General features: G+C 46.7%; 16 protein-coding genes. 6 read left to right on the forward strand and 10 right to left on the reverse strand.

All coding sequences use genetic code 11. The annotated features are described in order from the left end of the window. Positions 1-75 precede the first annotated feature (75 nt). Entirely contained in the window at positions 76-1908 is a 1833-nt protein-coding gene (gene glmS, locus G7083_RS04005; protein ID WP_166013689.1) for a glutamine--fructose-6-phosphate transaminase (isomerizing), read from the reverse strand. 62 nt (positions 1909-1970) lie between these two features. Beyond that, positions 1971-2741, reverse strand: coding sequence for a DeoR/GlpR family DNA-binding transcription regulator (locus G7083_RS04010; RefSeq protein WP_166013690.1), 771 nt, complete (start codon positions 2739-2741; stop codon positions 1971-1973). Positions 2742-3169: 428 nt separating this feature from the next. On the opposite strand from G7083_RS04010, the gene pykF reads away from it, so the two are divergent. Further along, a complete protein-coding gene (gene pykF, locus G7083_RS04015) occupies positions 3170-4582 on the forward strand; it encodes a pyruvate kinase PykF (RefSeq protein ID WP_166013691.1) in 1413 nt (470 codons plus the stop codon). A gap of 128 nt (positions 4583-4710) precedes the next feature. Here the strand turns inward: pykF and G7083_RS04020 are convergent, their stop codons facing one another. The 7 genes from G7083_RS04020 to G7083_RS04050 form a co-directional block, all read right to left on the reverse strand. Then, positions 4711-5406, reverse strand: a complete 696-nt coding sequence (locus tag G7083_RS04020; RefSeq protein ID WP_166013692.1) for an oxidative stress defense protein — start codon at positions 5404-5406, stop codon at positions 4711-4713. Between the two features lie 253 nt (positions 5407-5659). Then, positions 5660-6523 carry a small-conductance mechanosensitive channel MscS gene (gene mscS / locus G7083_RS04025; RefSeq protein ID WP_166013693.1) on the reverse strand — a complete coding sequence of 288 codons (864 nt, stop codon included), beginning with the start codon at positions 6521-6523 and terminating at the stop codon, positions 5660-5662. 291 nt (positions 6524-6814) lie between these two features. Next, positions 6815-7891 (reverse strand): class II fructose-bisphosphate aldolase, encoded by a 1077-nt coding sequence (fbaA, locus tag G7083_RS04030; protein ID WP_166013694.1) that lies wholly within the window; start codon positions 7889-7891, stop codon positions 6815-6817. A 155-nt stretch (positions 7892-8046) separates the two neighbouring features. Next, on the reverse strand, positions 8047-9210 hold the full coding sequence (locus G7083_RS04035; protein WP_166013695.1) for a phosphoglycerate kinase: 1164 nt from the start codon (positions 9208-9210) through the stop codon (positions 8047-8049). 147 nt (positions 9211-9357) lie between these two features. Continuing rightward, the gene (gene epd, locus G7083_RS04040; RefSeq protein ID WP_166013696.1) at positions 9358-10383 is read right to left on the reverse strand and encodes an erythrose-4-phosphate dehydrogenase; all 1026 of its coding nucleotides are present in this window, start codon (positions 10381-10383) and stop codon (positions 9358-9360) included. 112 nt (positions 10384-10495) lie between these two features. Next, positions 10496-11440: an ABC transporter substrate-binding protein gene (locus G7083_RS04045; protein WP_166013697.1), complete on the reverse strand. Its 945-nt coding sequence runs from the start codon at positions 11438-11440 to the stop codon at positions 10496-10498. Positions 11441-11490: 50 nt separating this feature from the next. Continuing rightward, positions 11491-13524 carry a TonB-dependent receptor gene (locus G7083_RS04050; RefSeq protein WP_166013698.1) on the reverse strand — a complete coding sequence of 678 codons (2034 nt, stop codon included), beginning with the start codon at positions 13522-13524 and terminating at the stop codon, positions 11491-11493. 159 nt (positions 13525-13683) lie between these two features. On the opposite strand from G7083_RS04050, the gene G7083_RS04055 reads away from it, so the two are divergent. Beyond that, on the forward strand, positions 13684-14580 hold the full coding sequence (locus G7083_RS04055; RefSeq protein ID WP_166013699.1) for a LysR family transcriptional regulator: 897 nt from the start codon (positions 13684-13686) through the stop codon (positions 14578-14580). Positions 14581-14660: 80 nt separating this feature from the next. Here the strand turns inward: G7083_RS04055 and tkt are convergent, their stop codons facing one another. Beyond that, on the reverse strand, positions 14661-16658 hold the full coding sequence (gene tkt, locus G7083_RS04060; RefSeq protein ID WP_166013700.1) for a transketolase: 1998 nt from the start codon (positions 16656-16658) through the stop codon (positions 14661-14663). A 35-nt stretch (positions 16659-16693) separates the two neighbouring features. Between tkt and G7083_RS04065 the strand changes: the two genes are divergently transcribed. The 4 genes from G7083_RS04065 (at position 16694) to G7083_RS04080 (ending at position 19663) form a co-directional block, all read left to right on the forward strand. Continuing rightward, positions 16694-16873, forward strand: coding sequence for a hypothetical protein (locus G7083_RS04065; protein ID WP_166013701.1), 180 nt, complete (start codon positions 16694-16696; stop codon positions 16871-16873). Positions 16874-17024: 151 nt separating this feature from the next. Continuing rightward, positions 17025-18182: a methionine adenosyltransferase gene (metK, locus tag G7083_RS04070; protein WP_166013702.1), complete on the forward strand. Its 1158-nt coding sequence runs from the start codon at positions 17025-17027 to the stop codon at positions 18180-18182. A gap of 135 nt (positions 18183-18317) precedes the next feature. After that, positions 18318-18809 (forward strand): SprT family zinc-dependent metalloprotease, encoded by a 492-nt coding sequence (locus tag G7083_RS04075; protein ID WP_166013703.1) that lies wholly within the window; start codon positions 18318-18320, stop codon positions 18807-18809. A 158-nt stretch (positions 18810-18967) separates the two neighbouring features. Next, complete coding sequence (locus tag G7083_RS04080; RefSeq protein WP_166013704.1) at positions 18968-19663, forward strand: endonuclease I family protein; 696 nt, start codon at positions 18968-18970, stop codon at positions 19661-19663. The last annotated feature ends 3 nt before the right edge of the window (positions 19664-19666 follow it).

Here is a 19666-nt window from a genome sequence, read left to right on the forward strand (position 1 = left end):
CCAAGATCAACCGATCTTGGCCTCATGTATGATTGCAATACAGAACCACAATACCTGTAATTTAGAATTAATGTTTTATTCTACCGTGACTGCCTTGGCAAGATTGCGCGGCTGATCAACGTCAGTACCTTTGATTAAAGCAACGTGGTAAGAGAGCAACTGCATTGGAATGGTGTAATAAATCGGTGCCACGATTTCGCTGACATGTGGCATGGCGATAATTTTCATGGTCTCATCGGCGCTAAAATCCGCTTCCTCATCAGCAAATACATACAGTAATCCGCCACGCGCGCGCACTTCTTCAATATTCGATTTGAGTTTTTCAAGCAAATCATTGCTTGGTGCCACCACGACCACTGGCATATCAGCATCAATCAGAGCCAATGGGCCGTGTTTCAGCTCACCTGCAGCATAGGCTTCCGCGTGAATATAGGAGATCTCCTTGAGTTTCAGCGAAGCTTCCAGTGCGATGGGGTAATATTCACCACGCCCTAAGAATAACGTATGGTGTTTATCCGCAAAATCTTGCGCTAAAGTTTCAATTTGCTTTTCAAACGACAAGGCGCTTTCAATCTGCTTCGGCAATTGATGTAGCGCGCGCACAATCTCGCTTTCTAACTCACGTCCAATATGCTGTTGCTGCTTACCTAAGGCCGTGACTAACATCAGCAGGGTCACCAACTGGGTAGTAAACGCTTTGGTCGAAGCCACACCAATTTCAGTTCCGGCGCGAGTCATAAAGGCGAAATCCGATTCACGCACCAAAGAAGAGCCCGCAACGTTACAAATGGTCATGGCCGCCATGTAACCTTTTTCTTTCGCTAAGCGTAGCGCCGCCAGTGTATCGGCGGTTTCCCCCGATTGAGACAGGGTGATCAGTAAGCTGTTTGGGCGGGTGACAAATTTGCGATAACGAAACTCAGAAGCAATTTCCACATCGCAGCTCACCCCAGCAAGGGATTCAAACCAATAACGTGCCGTCATCCCAGCATTATAGGACGTACCACAAGCCACAATTTGCACATGCTCAACTTTGGCTAAGATCTCCGCGGCATGCACGCCAATACTTTCCACTACCACGCTATCGTGAGTAATCCGCCCTTCCATAGTATTGATCAGCGCGTTAGGCTGCTCAAAAATCTCTTTTTGCATGTAATGTCGATAGCGGCCTTTGTCAGCAGCATCATGCTCTAAATGCGATTCACTGATTTCACGCTCAACTTGCTGACCTTGTGCATTAAACACTCGGACCTCACGTCGGGTTAGCTCAGCGATATCGCCCTCTTCAAGATACATAAAGCGACGCGTCACATTCAGTAATGCCAACTGATCGGAAGCAAGGAAGTTTTCACCAATCCCCAAACCAATCACTATTGGGCTACCAGAACGAGCCACGACTAAACGAGACGGTTCTTTGCGATCCATCACGACTGTGCCATAAGCGCCGCTCAGCTGCTTTACTGTTGCTTGTACTGCAGCTAATAAACTGCTGGCACTACGCAATTCCCATTCAACCAAGTGGGCAATCACTTCAGTGTCGGTTTGTGAAACAAATATATAGCCACGCTGTTGTAACATCGAGCGCAGCATTTCATGATTTTCAATGATGCCATTATGCACCACAGTAATATCGCCAGAGATGTGTGGATGAGCATTGATTTCTGAAGGCTCACCATGCGTTGCCCAACGAGTGTGCGCAATACCTGTGCCACCAGCCACTGGTGCCGCCTCTACCGCATCGGCCAACTCTTGCACTTTACCTAAACGGCGCAAACGAGTGAGCTGGTTATCACTATCTACCACCGCAATACCGGCTGAGTCATAACCACGGTATTCCAGACGACGTAATCCTTGTACTAAAATTTCAGCAACATCGCGTTGTGCAACCGCACCAACAATTCCACACATGTTTTTACTCCATATTATTATGTCATCGCGCGGTTACCCAAGGGATCGCGCTCAGGGATACCTTATTTCACACTGGCACGAATCACTCGCACTTGGTGAGATTCAATCTGTTTGGCGAATTCATCACTCAATTCATGATCGGTCACTAGCACGTCAATATTGTCCCAACTGAGTTCTAAGTTGGGAATTTTGCGCCCAACCTTGTCCGATTCAATCATTACAATCACTTCACGGGAAACTTCTGCCATCACATTGCTTAACCCGACCAACTCATTAAAGGTGGTCGTGCCACGCTCAAGATCGATGCCGTCTGCGCCAATAAACAGTTGATCAAAATCGTAAGAGCGCAGTACCGATTCTGCCACTTTGCCTTGGAAAGACTCAGAATGGGTATCCCAAGTCCCCCCTGTCATCAGCAGGGTTGGCTCGCTTTCTAATTCATTGAGTGCATTAGCAACATACAACGAATTGGTCATCACTACTAAGCCACGTTTCTCATTCAATTGCTGAATTAACGCCGCCGTGGTACTACCGCTATCAATCACAATTCGATTATGGTCACGGATCAATTTGGCCGCTGCTTTGGCCAACGATAACTTTCGAGTTGAAACTTTTTCATTTAGCGCATCGTGCATCACGTCTTTCGGTAATGCGATCGCCCCGCCATAGCGGCGCAATAGTTGACCATTTTTCTCTAGTGACGCTAGGTCTTTACGAATCGTCACCTCAGAGGTTTCAAATTGAGCTGAGAGCGCCTCAACACTCACCTCTCCTTGCTCGTTAACCAGTTTGACTATCGTGTGCCTTCTCAGCTGTGTATTTCGTTTTGACATTATAAAACACAATTAAAGTTACGAATCGAAACAAAGTATAATTAAAACGAAACAAACAAGTCTATTTATTTCGATCCAAAAAATTAATATTTCACGCTAAAACCTTGTCCTAAGACAATTCTTAAACAGTGATATTGACGCCATTCAATGGTAGAATTCGCGCTCGAAAAGAAACAAAATTACAGAATTGAGTAAAAAATACGTCATCAATCCGCGCTATATTCGGGTTAAGTGGCGATTTTTCTGCCATTTTTGATCAAACAGTCAGTCATAAAATGACTAAATCTGTTGAAAGACTTTCAGTTTTGGAGTGCCGTAAACTGGTGAGCTAGACTTGGCAATGAATGAAGCAAAGTTGCCCGCGCCGCGAACACTTCAGAATCCACAACCAACTTCAAAATCATTTTGTTTATCGGAGAAACTCTTCCATGAAAAAGACCAAAATCGTATGTACGATTGGCCCAAAAACTGAGTCAGTAGAGAAACTAACCGAACTGGTTAACTCAGGTATGAACGTAATGCGCCTGAACTTCTCTCACGGCGACTACGTTGAGCACGGTGCTCGTATCGCTAACTTCCGTAAAGTAATGGAAGTAACCGGTAAACAACTGGCAATCCTACTGGATACTAAAGGCCCAGAAATCCGTACTATCAAACTGGAAAACGGTGACGATGTCGATTTAGTGGCTGGCCAAGAGTTCACGTTCACCACTGACACTGCCGTTATTGGTAACAAAGATCGCGTAGCTGTGACTTACACTGGCTTTGCTAAAGATCTGAACGTAGGTAACCATATCCTGGTTGACGACGGTCTAATCGAAATGGAAGTTCTGGCGACCACAGAGACTGAAGTTAAATGTAAAGTTCTAAACAACGGTGCGTTGGGTGAGAACAAAGGCGTTAACCTACCAGGTGTTTCTGTAAATCTGCCAGCTCTGTCTGAAAAAGACAAAAATGACCTGAAATTCGGTTGTGAGCAAGGCGTTGATTTCGTTGCTGCTTCTTTCATTCGTAAAGGTTCAGACGTTAAAGAAATCCGTGAAGTTCTGGCAGCACACGGCGGCCAAAACATCCAAATCATCTCTAAAATCGAAAACCAAGAAGGCTTGGACAACTTCGATGAGATCCTTGAGCTGTCTGACGGCATCATGGTTGCTCGTGGTGACCTAGGTGTTGAAATCCCTGCGGAAGAAGTTATCTTCGCCCAGAAGATGATGATCGAAAAATGTAACCGTGCACGTAAAATGGTTATCACTGCAACTCAAATGCTCGATTCAATGATCAAGAACCCACGTCCAACTCGTGCTGAAGCGGGTGACGTCGCTAACGCGATCATGGACGGTACTGATGCAGTAATGCTGTCTGGCGAAACCGCGAAAGGTAAGTACCCAGTGGAAGCGGTGAAGATCATGGCGCAAATCGCTAACCGTACTGATTCAGTACTGAAAGCTGAGCTGGGTTCACGTCTGGATAGCCCACGTCTGCGTATCACTGAAGCAGTATGTAAAAGTGCAGTAGACACCGCTGAGAAACTAGCGGCACCACTGATCATCGTGGCGACTGATGCAGGTAAATCTGCGCGTTCTATCCGTAAATACTTCCCAACAGCGAATATCATCGCGGTAACCACCAACAAGAAAACTGCAGCGCAGCTAGTACTGTGTAAAGGTGTGACTCCAGTGGTTGTGGATGCCATTGATAACACTGACGCGTTCTACCACTTAGGTAAAGATATTGCACTGCAATCTGGCCTAGGTAAGAAAGGCGACATCGTGGTAATGGTTTCTGGTGCACTGGTTGCCTCTGGCACCACTAACACCACTTCAGTACACGTACTGTAATTCATTCCCCCACGCCTACTCGGCGCGGAAGTGGTGAATGATATCGTTGAAAAGGAGCCTCTCGGCTCCTTTTTTATTACTGATGTTTTTTATTACTGATATTTTTTATTGCTGATGTTTACCCAACATTAATGGGCCAATTTATATACCACGTCCACTCGATCACGGATCAGCAAACTGGAATCCTGATAAGTATCGGATACATCGACTTTTTCACTCACATTCGCCGCTCGCATCATGATCGGTTCAACGCTCGGCGTATTATATTCAACTCGCCAAACGCCTTCTAAACGCCGTTCAAAACCTTTAGCCAGAGATTGGGCTTTTTGTTTTGCATCTTCAATCGCAGCCATACGTGCTTGTTGTTGATACTTATCTTGATCACGCACCTTCAATTGAATCCGATTAACTTGGTTGATGCCTGACTCTAAGGCGATATCGAGATATTGATTCAGCTTGCTCAAATCCTCTACTCTTACCGTCATTGAGCGAGAAGCCTGATAGCCGACCAACTCTGGTTTGCCATTGGTTGGATAGTGGTATTGCGGATTAATATACAAATTAGAGCTCGAAATATTCTGCTGCGTAACACCAGATTTAAGCAGTTTAGCCGTAAACTCACTCACCGCTTTATCAACTGCCGCTTTAGCTTGCTCAGCATTCATGGTTGATTCCACTACCTTGACTGAAAATTCAGCCATATCCGGGCTCACACTCACTTCACCGTATCCAGTGGTTGAGATATGTGGAAAATCCCATTCTTGAGCCAACAGTGGGTGTGAGAGTAGCGAAAGCAGTAAAACCACTGGTGCGAATAATTTCATTGTCTCGATCCTTATGTGATTACCTAGCAACATCATAAGCCAAGCAGCAGACAACGTCTGTTGTGATGGGTAAAAATCACACAAATTTGACTCGTTCAATGATTGCGGTAATAGGCTCTTAGCATCATGGTTATTTCACCGATTGGGCTGAGTAACTCAAACTATCAGCGATAAAAAAGCGGAGTATTCACTCCGCTTTTGCTGATCACGCCACAATCCAATAGTAGCGCTCGCTTTGATACTCAACTAACAATTAGTTGATCTTATTAAGATGCACATCCATTTGTGGGAATGGAATTTCGATACCATTGGCATCCAGCGCTTCTTTGATCGCTTGCATCGAATCGTAGTAAACCTTCCAATAATCTTCGGTTTTACACCATGGACGCACCACAAAATTGATCGACGAATCGGCTAAAGTCAGCACGCCAATAGTGATGTCGGGATCTTTAAGGATCCGTGCATCTTTTTCCAAGGTTTCACGCAAAACCCGCTTGGTTTTTTGCAGATCAGACTTGTAAGAGACGCCAATCACCATATCCACCCGGCGAGTTGGATTGCGTGAATAGTTAGTGATCGCACCACCAATTACAGATGCATTTGGCACAATAACTACTTTATTATCAGGGGTTTTTAATACAGTTTGGAAAATTAAAATCGATTCGACCGAGCCAGCCACGCCAGCGATTTCGACATAATCACCCGATTTAAATGGACGGAATGCCACAATCAACACCCCAGCGGCAAAGTTAGATAGCGAACCTTGCAAGGCAAGACCAATCGCTAAGCCTGCCGCACCAATCACAGCGACCACAGACGCGGTTTGTACGCCGATACGACTTAAAGCAGCAATTAACACAATCACAAACAGCGTGTAACGCACCAAGCCGTGGATGAAATCGACCACCGCCTTGTCCATTTCTTTCTTTTTCAATACGCCAGCTACACTGCCTGCCACCGCTTTAACCACTAGGTTACCGATAAACAGGATCAGAATCGCAGAAATAATGTTCACGCCATACTGAATTAAAAGGTCTGAATTATTGGTTAACCAAGTATTTACCTGATTAAAACTCTCAACGATAGGTGCTTCGACACCAATCGATTCAACAGCCATAGTGTTTTCCTCTCATAATGAATGAAAATTTAGTGGCAATGCTCAGAGCTCAACGTGAGTTCGTATACCACCACTAAATGTCAGATCGCCGGCACGATAAAGCAAATGCGGATGCTGATAAAGTCAAAATTGGCTAAAAATGACCAAACCATCGCTTATGTCGAGCTTGCTGTGTTTCTGTTACAGGTTAAACAATATTTTATCACTCTGCCACTGATCACCATCAGAGCATAAAAAAAGAAACCCGCACAAGGCGGGCTTCTTCATGTTACTTAACGAGCTGAATAATAATTACAGCACGTCAATCGCGTTGAGGTCAGCAAACGCTTTTTCTAAGCGTGCAACCATTTCCGCTTGACCGGCACGCAGCCATACGCGTGGATCGTAGAACTTTTTGTTCGGTGCAGATTCGCCAGTTGGGTTACCGATTTGACCTTGTAGGTAATCGTGGTTCTTCGCTTCATATTTACGAATACCATCCCAAGTTGCCCACTGAGTATCAGTATCGATGTTCATTTTGATCACACCGTAGCTGATAGACTCTTTGATTTCTGCTTCAGAAGAACCAGAACCACCGTGGAATACGAAGTTCAGTGCGTTTGGAGCGATACCAAATTTCTCAGAGCAGTAAACTTGAGAATCACGTAGGATAGTTGGAGTTAGAACAACGTTACCCGCTTGGTAAACACCGTGCACGTTACCGAAAGAAGCCGCGATAGTGAAACGATGGCTGATTGCGATCAGTTTCTCGTAAGCGTAAGCAACGTCTTCTGGAGAAGTGTATAGCTCCGACTGATCCATGTGAGAGTTGTCTACGCCGTCTTCTTCACCACCAGTACAACCGAGTTCAAACTCTAGAGTCATACCCATTTTTTCCATACGCGCTAAGTATTTAGCACAGATTTCGATGTTCTCTTCTAGAGACTCTTCAGACAGGTCAATCATGTGTGAAGAGAACAGAGGCTTACCGGTTTCAGCGAAGTATTTTTCACCCGCATCCAGTAGACCCTCGATCCATGGCAGCAGTTTCTTCGCTGCATGGTCAGTGTGTAGGATCACTGGAACACCGTAAGCTTCAGCTACTGCGTGTACGTATTTCGCACCAGCGATAGCACCCAAGATTGCAGCACCTTGACCTTCAAGTTTCACGCCTTTACCAGCGAAGAAAGATGCACCGCCGTTAGAGAACTGTACCACTACTGGCGCTTTAACTTTAGAAGCTGCTTCCAGAACACCGTTGATTGAGTCAGTGTTTACTACGTTTACTGCTGGAAGTGCGAAGCCATTTTGTTTCGCTACTTCAAATACTTTCTGTACGTCATCACCAGAGATAACACCAGGTTTTACAAAATCAAAGATCTTAGACATGGATGGAATCCTATTTTCTGTCGTTTTAAAAAATAAAAACGGTAAGTTTCAATTCTTGCAAACGTTTGCTCACCAAACGCGGCATTCTAGCAAACAAATGCTCACTGTGCAGCAAACAAGAAAGCGGGAGTATTGCTCCCGCTTTCGTTTAATCATTACGCTTTAGCGCGTGCTTCCAGCATTTCTACTGCAGGCAGTTTTTTACCTTCTACGAACTCAAGGAATGCGCCGCCGCCAGTTGAGATGTAAGAAACATCCGCTTTAATACCGAACTTGTCGATCGCCGCCAGAGTGTCGCCACCACCAGCCACAGAGAAGCCTTCAGATTTCGCGATAGCTTCAGCAATACCGCGCGTACCCGCTTCAAAGTTTTTGAATTCAAATACACCAACTGGACCATTCCACAGGATAGTCTTGGCGTTTTTCAGGATCTCAGCCAGTTCAGCGGTTGAGTTTGGACCTAAGTCAAAGATCATGTCGTCGTCTTGAACTTCAGACACGTGTTTGATGACAGCTTCTGCGTTCTCATCGAAAGCTTTGGCACACGCTACGTCAGTCGCAACTGGAATCGCGCAATCTTTCATCAGTTTTTTCGCGGTTTCAACCAGGTCTGCTTCGTACAGAGACTTACCGACATTGTTGCCTGCAGCAGCGATGAAAGTATTCGCGATACCACCACCAACCACTAATTGGTCAGCAATTTTTGATAGTGACTCAAGAACCGTCAGTTTAGTGGATACTTTTGAACCACCAACAATAGCCACCATTGGACGAGCAGGTTTGTCCATTGCTTTGCCCAGCGCTTCCAGCTCACCCGCCAACAGAGGACCAGCACAAGCGATAGAAGCGAACATACCTACACCGTGAGTAGACGCTTGCGCGCGGTGTGCAGTACCAAAGGCATCCATCACAAATACGTCACACAGTGCAGCGTATTTCTTAGACAATGCTTCTTCGTTTTTCTTTTCGCCTTTGTTGAAGCGAACGTTTTCTAGCACAACCAGTTCACCTGCGTTCAGCTCAACGCCGTCTAGGTAATCTTTGACTAGGCGAACTTCGCAATCGAGCGCTTCATTTAGGTAGTTAACCACTGGTAGTAGAGAGAACTCCTCAGCGTATTCACCTTCCGTTGGACGACCTAAGTGAGAAGTTACCATTACTTTCGCGCCTGCTGCTAGGCAGTGCTTAATGGTTGGTAGCGACGCTAGAATACGTGCATCAGAAGTCACTTTACCGTCTTTTACTGGTACGTTCAGATCAGCACGGATAAATACGCGTTTACCTGCTAAATCCAGGTCAATCATCTTGATTACAGACATGATTTGTCCTCTCAAACTATTTAAAGAAATGAAAATTCTGCAACTCGGCGACCCTGCCGAGCCGGTAAATTCTTAGCTGTTTACCGATATGGGGATGCGTTCCTCTGGTTTCAATATCCAAACCTGATTTGAAGTATCTGCTGGCCGTTACTGCGTGGCCTGCATTGCCAAAGCGGTATCTAACATCCGGTTGGCAAAGCCCCATTCGTTATCACACCAAACGAGCATTTTGACTAAATGCCCGTTACTGACCCTTGTTTGCGTTCCATCCACAATCGCACTGTGTGGATCATGGTTAAAATCGATGGAGACCAAAGGCGCTTCAGTATAGTCAACAATGCCCCGTAATGTACACTGAGATGCGTTGATCATGGTTTGATTTACGTCATTAACTTTCACATTTGATTTAATTGTGACACTTAAATCCATCGCGGTCACATTTACCGTCGGGACACGTACCGAAATCGCTTCAAACTTGTTAGAAAATTTCGGAAATATTCTTTCAATACCCTTATGCAGCTTGGTATCGACCGGAATAATTGACTGGCTGGCAGCGCGAGTTCGGCGCAAATCGTTATGGTAGGCATCGATGACCGGCTGATCATTCATTGAAGAATGAATGGTGGTAATCGTGCCCGAATCAATCCCAAATGCGTCATCCAATACTTTGATGATCGGCACAATACAGTTGGTGGTACAAGAGCCGCTGGAGACAATTTTATGCTGCGCAGTCAAGGTATGATGATTGACGCCATAGATAATCGTATTATCCAGATCGCTGGCACCGGGGTGAGAAAACAGCACTAATTTAGCACCGGCATCAAGATGCTGCTGACCATCGTGCTGACAGCCATAAACCCCCGTGCAATCAAACACCAGATCAACCTCTAAATCGTGCCACGGTAAGTGTAGGATCTCCGCCTGATGCAAAATACGGATCGCATCATATTCACCACGCTGGTGATGCACATAAAGATGCTGTTGATCATGGGTGATTTTTTTCGCGAAACGACCATGGGTGGTGTCGTACTGCAGAAGATGCGCCATCGCTTCAGGCTTGGCCAGTTCATTCACCGCCACAACCTGAATTTGTTGGTGTTTACCGCTTTCATAAATTGCACGCAGAACGTTACGTCCAATACGTCCAAACCCGTTAATCGCCACTTTTAACATTGTGCTGGTTCCTTTTCTTGAGCAAGCGATGGTAACGGCAAAATGGTTTGGATTCATCCATTCACGCAATAAAAAGGGCTGGAAAACCAGCCCAATCTGGTATCAAGGTCAATTACAATCGCTGCTGCAACTGATTAATTGTTTTCATCAGGCTGCGATAGCCGCCAGTCACGATATACCACTCCGTCGGGTTGAGGTAATAGACTTGGCCTTTCTGCCACGCGCTTGACTGCGCGATATCGCCATGCGCGGCCAGTGTTTTCTGCGCTTCAGCTTCTCCACCGGTTGCAGCGCCACGATCCAACACGATCAGCCAATCTGGCTGTTTGGCCATCGCCTCACGTAAGCGCTGCTCACGTGCTTGTGCCGCGGCTTTTGCTTCCGGCGATCCCGGCTGTGGCCGCGCTTCTTCTGTCGTGGTTGCCGCCATCGGCTCGACAACAGAGCGCAATCCGGTTAATTCATACAACATGCCAAAACGATCGCCAGGTGCATGGAGCATCACGTTACCACGCACGGTAAATAGCACTAATCCACTGCTTTGTTTACCTTTTACCTGCAGGGCTGCCACTTCACTATCGAGCTTAGTGATCAATTGCTTGGCCTTATCACTGCGATTAAAAATTTGCCCTAACAGATCCAAGTTATGCTTTACGCCCTCGACGAACTGAGCAGGATCAATGCTGAGATCAATCGTTGGTGCGATATGGCTGAGTTTTTGGTATGCCGCACGCGAGCGACCGGCAATAATAATCAGATCTGGTTGTAATGCTTGCACTGCTTCGTAGTCTGGCTCAAACAAAGTACCCACTTTAGGGTACTGTTCGCCATCGTACTTTTGTAAATACTCCGGCCATACCCCTCTGGCCACAGCCGTAACCTCAACCCCTAGCGCATCAAGTGAATCCAGCGAGGCTAAATCAAACACCACGACTTTGCTTGGTTGGCTGTTCAGTTCTAATGTGCCCTGTTGGTGAGCGATCGTCACTGGGTAAGCGTGTGCTGATGAGATGCTGGCCAACATAGCCATCCAAAATAAGGTAAGACATTTTTTCATTTTATATCCTATTAAAAAATTTGACGCCCAATAGGACGCCAAATGCTGAATTAGAAATCCACCGTTAAGCCAAGGTTCAAATTGCGCCCATCCAGCACAACGCCATAGGTCTCATCGGTAATTTCTTTGTTGCCAAGGTTGTAGATAGCAGCTTTAGCTCTTAAACGATTGGATAATTGATACATCAGACCAATATCAACCGTGCCATAGCCTGGTGTTCCTTCATACATCGAGGTGCGACTTAAATAATCCGACGTTTCACTGCGGATATTATTTTTCAACCACAGACTTAAATTCTCTGAAGCTTGCCAATCAGCGGCTAGATTCAACATATGTTCTGGCACTTTATTGAGTGGTTCACCTTTAAAATCGCCGGTTTTTTGTTCTGAGTCAGTATAGGTATAGCTCGCGCTTAATTTAATATCTTGCGTCAAGCGATAATCAACCGAAAACTCAACACCTTTCATTACTGCTTCATCAATATTTTTATAGGTACTTAAGAAGAAATAATTATTCCCACCAAATCCACAAGTCCATGAATTGGGATCATTTCTGTCCCCTCCGGCACTTTCACATAAACGTTCTTCGGAAATTTTATCTTTAAATTCGGTATAGAAGAGATTGATATTACTATTTAATCCCCATGCTCTTTGATCGAAATTAAATCCTAATTCGTAGTTAATGCTTTTTTCAGGTTTTAAATCTGAGTTGCCAATAATTAATGCTCTTGGATGAGAAGCTGGAGATCCACTACCACCACTTCCACGACCAAACCCTTCCGTTGCATTAGCTAATGAGGGCTGTCTGTAACCAGTAGAAACACCACCTTTAACTGTCGATTCCGAGGTTAATGTATACACCCCATACAGACGAGGAGAGAAGTGGCCACCAAATAATTGATCATCATCATAGCGAAGGCCAGTCGTAATCGATAAATCATCCAGCACCCGCCAATCAGCCTCTGCGTATAACGCTGCAATCCAACGATCAACCTCACGAACCGCTCCAGGAATATTTGAGGTTAACAAGCCATTACTTTCATCAACGAACAGTTCTTTTTTATATTGCCCACCCACAGTCACCACATGGTCACCCAAGAAATAAGATCCTTGCGTATTCAATATGGTCATTTTTTCTTGTTTGGTTTGATCTTGAACATTTTCAGATATGTCATGTTGTACATAGGCATCAACGAACAGATCATCATATTGACCATTATATGAGATCAGATAAGTATCTTTTTGGTAAATATATTCACTGGTGCTACTGGTGGTACTTTTACCTTCAGTATGCGTAGTATTCTGCCGTGAATTATCATAACTCATAGTAAATTCATTATGCTCATCCGGCGTTAATACCAAGGCCACGCCGCCCTGGCGACGTTTAACTTCCGGGGTGCTTTCTGCCAAATCAGTACCACCTTGGTAATCACTTTCATCAGCGCCATACCATGAACCATTGACTTTCATGCTCAATAGGTCAGGGATCAGCGGTCCTGCAGCAAATAAATTCACCGTTTGGTGGTCATTATTAATGTCATTGAGGCTCTTAGTGTATTCAGTGGTGATAGAGCCGCCCCATTGCGCCGAACCTTTGCGAGTAATGATATTAATCACCCCACCCATCGCTTCCGAACCATACAGTGATGACATTGGGCCGCGGATCACTTCAATACGCTCAATCATAGAAAGAGGTGGCAGAGAAATTTGTTTGCCGCCATCTTGGCCATTGGTATTCACCGAACGACCAGCGGAAATCGGACGCCCATCGATCATATACAGAGTATAAGAAGCCGCCATACCTCGAATGCTGATATCTTGACTGTTCCCACCACCGGTTACATAAACGCCGGGGATATTCGATACTGCATCTACAATACTGGTATAAGAACCTTTTTCGAGATCTTCTCGGCTGATCACACTGATACTTGCCGGAGCCTCTTTCATACTCTGCTCGAACCCCGAAGCGGTAACTACCATGGTTTCGGTTTTTTTTTCTGACTGATCTTGCGCACTGACTGAAAACGGAGTTAATAAGCCAATCGTAACCGCCACGGCAACTTTAGATGGGATCCATCTGGACATGTTATTTTCCTTAAAATAAAATAATAATAATTCTCAATATCTGGATGAGAATTATTCACACAAAGAGTTTTCAGGATAGGTAAAAATGTGGAATACTTGGGGCCATAAATGGAACAATCTTATCGTTCCGTTGTCGCATTCGCTGTTTAGGAGTGGTTTATGCAAGATCTCAATGCCGTCCGGGCGTTTTACGCACTGTGTCAACATAAAAGTCTAACAGCTACGGCAAAATTTCTTGATCTGCCTAAATCAACGCTTAGCCGCCGCCTAAGCCAGTTAGAAGAGGATTTAGGGCAAAGTTTATTAATGCGTCAAGGCAATCGCTTAACTCTCACTAAAGCGGGTGAAGTGTTTGCTATTTATTCCGAGCAACTGCTCGAACTCGCCCATAAAAGCCAAGAAGCGCTACAAGAGTTGAACAATCAAGTTAGTGGCGAGTTAACTTTGGTGGTGCATCCGAATTTGATCCGCGGCTGGCTCAGCCAAGTGTTAGATGAATTTATGCGCCAGCATGCCACGCTAAAGATCCGTCTACTCAGCCAATTTCAATATCGCGATCAAGCATTCGAACCGGATTTAATCATTTGGATCGATCATGCAGTGCCAAGCAACTATCGCAAAGAGCGGCTTGGCTACTGGCGCTATGCCGCGTATACCTCTCCACAATATTTAGCCCAACGAGATAAACCACGTCACCCCCGCGATCTGATCCAGCATCCGTGGATTGATTTTATTGCTTATCGTCAAACTGAGCTTGAACTGCACCACCCGCAATTGGGGAGCTATGCATTGCCAGCACTCGAAACTCGCTTACAAAGTGACAACCTTGCCATGCAAGCCGATGCAATTGCCAAAGGACGTGGAATTGGTTTACTGCCGACTTGGTTTGCCCGTGGTTTTGAAAAAGCCCATCCGGGTAGCCTGATCAACTGTGTTGATGGTTGGCAATCTCCCCCGACCGAAATCAATTGCTTTTATCCACTCGGCCGTCATCCGCTTCGCTTGCGCCTATTTATCGATGCATTGCGCCAAGCAATACCTGATGAATGGCAATAATCAGTAATCCACAAGATTTTTAGCGCGCCAACAAAAAATCCCGCCATAGCGGGATTTTGTTTAGCAAGGGATTACTTTGCTTACGCCAGCAGTTCTTTAGCTTGCTGCACTACATTTTCAGTGGTGAAGCCAAACAGTTTAAACAGTTGGTCGGCAGGGGCCGATTCACCAAAGCTGGTCATGCCGATGATACGGCCATTTAAGCCGACATACTTGTACCAGAAATCGGCAATCCCCGCTTCAATCGCGATACGCTGAGTCACGGCCGCAGGCAGTACTGCTTCACGGTACGCGGCATCTTGTTTATCAAACGCATCGGTGGATGGCATAGACACCACACGCACCGCTTTACCTTCGGCGCTCAGTTGCTCGTATGCCGCCACCGCGAGTTCCACTTCAGAGCCGGTCGCAATCAAAATCAGCTCAGGTTGACCAGCGCAATCTTTGAGGATGTAGCCGCCTTTGGCGATATTCGCCACTTGCTCCGCGCTACGTGGTTGCTGCGCGAGATTTTGACGCGAGAAAATCAGCGCCGATGGCGCCTCTTTACGCTCAATCGCCAGTTTCCACGCCACTGCCGATTCGACTTGATCACAAGGACGCCAGGTGCTCATGTTTGGAGTCAGACGCAGCGAAGCGATTTGCTCAACCGGTTGGTGAGTTGGACCATCTTCGCCCAGACCAATCGAGTCGTGGGTGTAGACTTGGATGTTTTGCACTTTCATCAGTGCCGCCATACGCATCGCGTTACGCGCGTATTCCATAAACATCAGGAAAGTCGCGCCGTAAGGCACAAAACCACCGTGCAGCGCGATACCGTTGATGATAGCGGTCATACCAAACTCACGCACACCGTAGTGGATGTAGTTGCCTGAGAAATCTTCGCTGGTCAGTGATTTTGAGCCAGACCACATGGTGAGGTTAGATGGCGCTAGGTCAGCCGAGCCGCCCATAAATTCTGGCAGCAGTTTGCCGAACGCTTCCAACGCATTTTGTGATGCTTTACGCGATGCGATGTTGGCAGGATTAGCTTGCAGATTCGCGATAATCTCGCTGGTCGCAGCCTCCCAATTGGCTGGCAGCTCACCAGCGATACGGCGCTGATATTCAGCCGCTTCAGTTGGGTAAGCTTTGGCGTAAGCGGCAAATTTCTCATTCCAAGCCGCTTCTTTGCTGGCGCCTGCGGCTTTGGCATCCCACTTGGCGTAGATGTCCGCTGGGATTTCAAAGGGAGCATGTTCCCAACCTAAGAATTCACGTGCCGCTTTGATTTCATCATTGCCCAGCGGCGCGCCGTGACAGTCGTGTGAGCCGGCTTTGTTAGGTGAGCCAAAACCAATGATGGTTTTGGTACAGATCAGGGTTGGGCGAGACGTGTCGGCTTTAGCCGCTTCAATCGCTGCGTTAATTGCCTCTGCATCATGTCCATCCACTGCGGGAATGACCTGCCAGCCGTAGGCTTCAAAGCGTTTTGGTGTGTCGTCAGAGAACCACCCTTCTACGTGACCATCGATAGAAATACCGTTGTCATCCCAAAACGCAATCAGTTTGCCCAGACCCAGCGTACCCGCCAGTGAACACGCTTCATGAGAAATGCCTTCCATCAAACAGCCATCACCCATGAATACATAAGTGAAGTGGTCAACGATGTCGTGACCCGGTTTGTTGAACTGTGCGGCTAACGCTTTTTCAGCCAGCGCCATACCCACCGCATTGGTAATGCCTTGGCCTAGTGGACCTGTAGTGGTTTCAATGCCCGGTGCGTAACCATATTCTGGGTGACCTGGAGTTTTTGAGTGCAGTTGACGGAAGTTTTGCAAATCGTCAATCGACAGCTCATAGCCAGTAAGGTGCAGCAGTGAATAAATCAGCATAGAGCCGTGGCCGTTCGACAGAATAAAGCGGTCACGGTCAGCCCAGTTAGGATTTTGTGGGTTGTGGTTTAAGTGTGAACGCCACAGCACTTCGGCGATATCCGCCATGCCCATCGGGGCTCCCGGGTGGCCAGAGTTAGCTTTTTGCACGCCGTCCATGCTCAGGGCGCGGATAGCATTGGCAAGTTGTTTGCGAGAAGACATGTCAACTCCTAAAGGGAAGTAAGCGAAATGGAAAAATGCGGAAACTGAATGGCGGCTATTGTCGCAAAGCCCCCTTGCGGCTGCAAACGATTTACTGGTGGTTTACTCCGATTTTGTCACAGTTTTTAGCACATTGTTGGTTTGTAGTGGCAAAGCGAACTTTTTTGAGCAAACGTTTGGCTAGCGGCGAAACAGAAAAAGAGCTTGTAATTTGAGCGCTCGCCACTAGAATAGCCGTCTAGATGTAGAAACGCCTACAAAATGTACGAAATTGGTCGCTAGCGACCGTTGATACTCAAGCGACTTGCAACCGCAAGTCGCCAAGAGATAGGTCGTTACCGAATAACCACAAATATTGGAGCTATCATGGCGATTAAGCACCTGTTTACTTCAGAATCAGTATCAGAAGGCCATCCAGATAAAATTGCAGACCAGATCTCTGATGCGGTTTTAGACGCAATTCTTGAGCAAGACCCGAAAGCTCGTGTTGCTTGCGAAACTTACGTCAAAACCGGCATGGTCATGGTCGGTGGTGAAATCACCACTTCAGCTTGGGTAGACATTGAAGAATTAACCCGTCAAACCGTTAGCGAGATTGGTTACGTACACTCAGACATGGGCTTTGATGCCAACTCTTGTGCCGTACTGAACACCATCGGTAAACAATCGCCAGATATCAACCAAGGTGTTGATAAAGCCGATCCTAAAGAGCAAGGTGCGGGCGACCAAGGCATCATGTTTGGTTATGCCACCAACGAAACTGAAGTGCTGATGCCAGCACCGATCACCTATGCTCACCGTCTGATGCAGCGCCAAGCTGAAGTTCGTAAAAATGGCACGCTGCCATGGCTGCGTCCAGATGCGAAATCTCAGGTCACGTTCCAGTATGACCAAGGCAAGATCGTCGGTATCGATGCAGTGGTTCTGTCGACTCAGCACTGTGACTCCATCTCGACCACAGATCTGCGTGAAGCGGTGATGGAAGAGATCATCAAGCCTGTTTTGCCAGCAGAATGGCTGAGCCAAGAGACCAAATACTTCATCAACCCAACCGGTCGTTTTGTGATCGGTGGCCCGATGGGTGACTGTGGTCTGACTGGACGTAAAATCATCGTTGATACCTACGGCGGCGCAGCACGTCACGGTGGTGGTGCTTTCTCTGGTAAGGATCCTTCGAAAGTTGACCGTTCAGCAGCTTATGCAGCGCGTTATGTGGCGAAAAACATCGTTGCGGCGGGGATGGCTGATCGCTGTGAGATCCAACTTTCTTACGCCATCGGTGTAGCGGATCCGACGTCAATCATGGTAGAAACCTTCGGTACTGAAAAAGTATCGCAAGAAATCATCATCGAAGCGGTGCGTCAATTCTTCGATCTGCGTCCATATGGCCTGCAAGAGATGCTGAATCTGCTGCAACCTATCTACAAGAAAACAGCCGCTTACGGCCACTTTGGTCGTGAAGAGTTTCCTTGGGAAGCGACGGACAAAGCTGCGCTACTGCGTGACTTCGCCGGTCTGAAGTAAAGATTGATCACTCAGCATTGATCGCTGATCTACCGCGATAATCGCAATATCGTTGGAGGCTCTTTCTGAGGAAAGGGCCTTTTTTATGCAATGCGAATCAGCAAGTGAGTCATAGTGAATGGTAAATAGTCGCGAATGGTAAGTTTTGAGCTGCACGCTCAAGCTGAGCAAAAAATCCAACAATGTATCGCCACCGCCAGCGAAGCTTTGCAACACCCATTTAAAATCCCACAACTCAATTACCGTTTGCGTGGCCGCGCCGCTGGTAAAGCCTACTTACAGCGCTGGGAAATCCGCCTCAATCCGGTATTGTTCGCTGAAAATGTCACCGACTTTCTTGAACAAGTGATCCCACACGAAATCGCCCACCTCATTACTTATCAACTGTATGGCCGAGTGCGCCCACATGGTACTCAGTGGCAACAAATCATGCGGCAACTCTTTAAGCTTGCACCGCGCACCACCCACACTTTTTCGCTGGATTCCGTGCAAGGAAATATGTTCAATTACCGCTGCGCCTGCCGTGAATATCCACTGACCATTCGCCGCCACAATAAAGTGCTACGCGGTGAAGCCACCTATCGCTGCCAAAGCTGCCAACACACGCTGATTTATCAACCAAGCTAACATAGCGGCCCCCCTTCCCAGCCGATCAGCCACAGGCTAACTCAGTACATTGCCAGTCAATAGCGCCATCTGCGGCGAGTAACTAATAAAAGTATCAGCGACAGAGTTAATTTATGAGTGATAAACTGGTAGTAAACCTACTTTTATAAGTCTTTTTTATGCTAATTGCTCGTGTATTGACAGCATGGATTGCCAGCTTACCTCTGCTCACGATGGCGGCTCCCAATTCGTTTAGTGGTGCCAAAATTGAAGCACTGAAAATTTATCGCGATCATCCGATTTCATTTTACTGTGGTTGTGAGATCCGCTGGCAAGGCAAACAAGGCATCCCCGATTTAGACAGTTGCGGCTATCAAGTGCGTAAAAATGAGAATCGTGCGGCACGTATTGAATGGGAACATGTGGTACCCGCTTGGCAGTTTGGCCATCAACTGCAATGTTGGCAGCAGGGTGGTCGCAAAAACTGCGCGCGTACCAGCCCTGAGTTCAACCAAATGGAAGCGGATCTGCACAATCTGACCCCAGCGATTGGTGAGATCAACGGCGATCGTTCCAACTTTAATTTCAGTCAATGGTATGGGGTGGACGGTGCCACTTACGGCCAGTGTGAAATGCAAATTAACTTTAAAGCACGTAAGGCGATGCCTCCCGAGCGCGCCCGCGGAGCGATTGCACGCACTTACTTGTACATGAGCGAGCGGTATGCTTTTACGCTCTCCAAAGCACAAAGTCAGTTGATGCAAGCATGGAACAACCAATATCCAGTTAGTGAGTGGGAGTGTGAACGCGATCGACGCATAGCCAAAGTGCAAGGTAACGCCAACCGTTTTGTCCGTGAGCAGTGCCCAAACTGATCG

This window comes from Vibrio sp. HDW18, from assembly GCF_011306175.1.
Lineage (GTDB): Bacteria > Pseudomonadota > Gammaproteobacteria > Enterobacterales > Vibrionaceae > Vibrio > Vibrio chanodichtyis.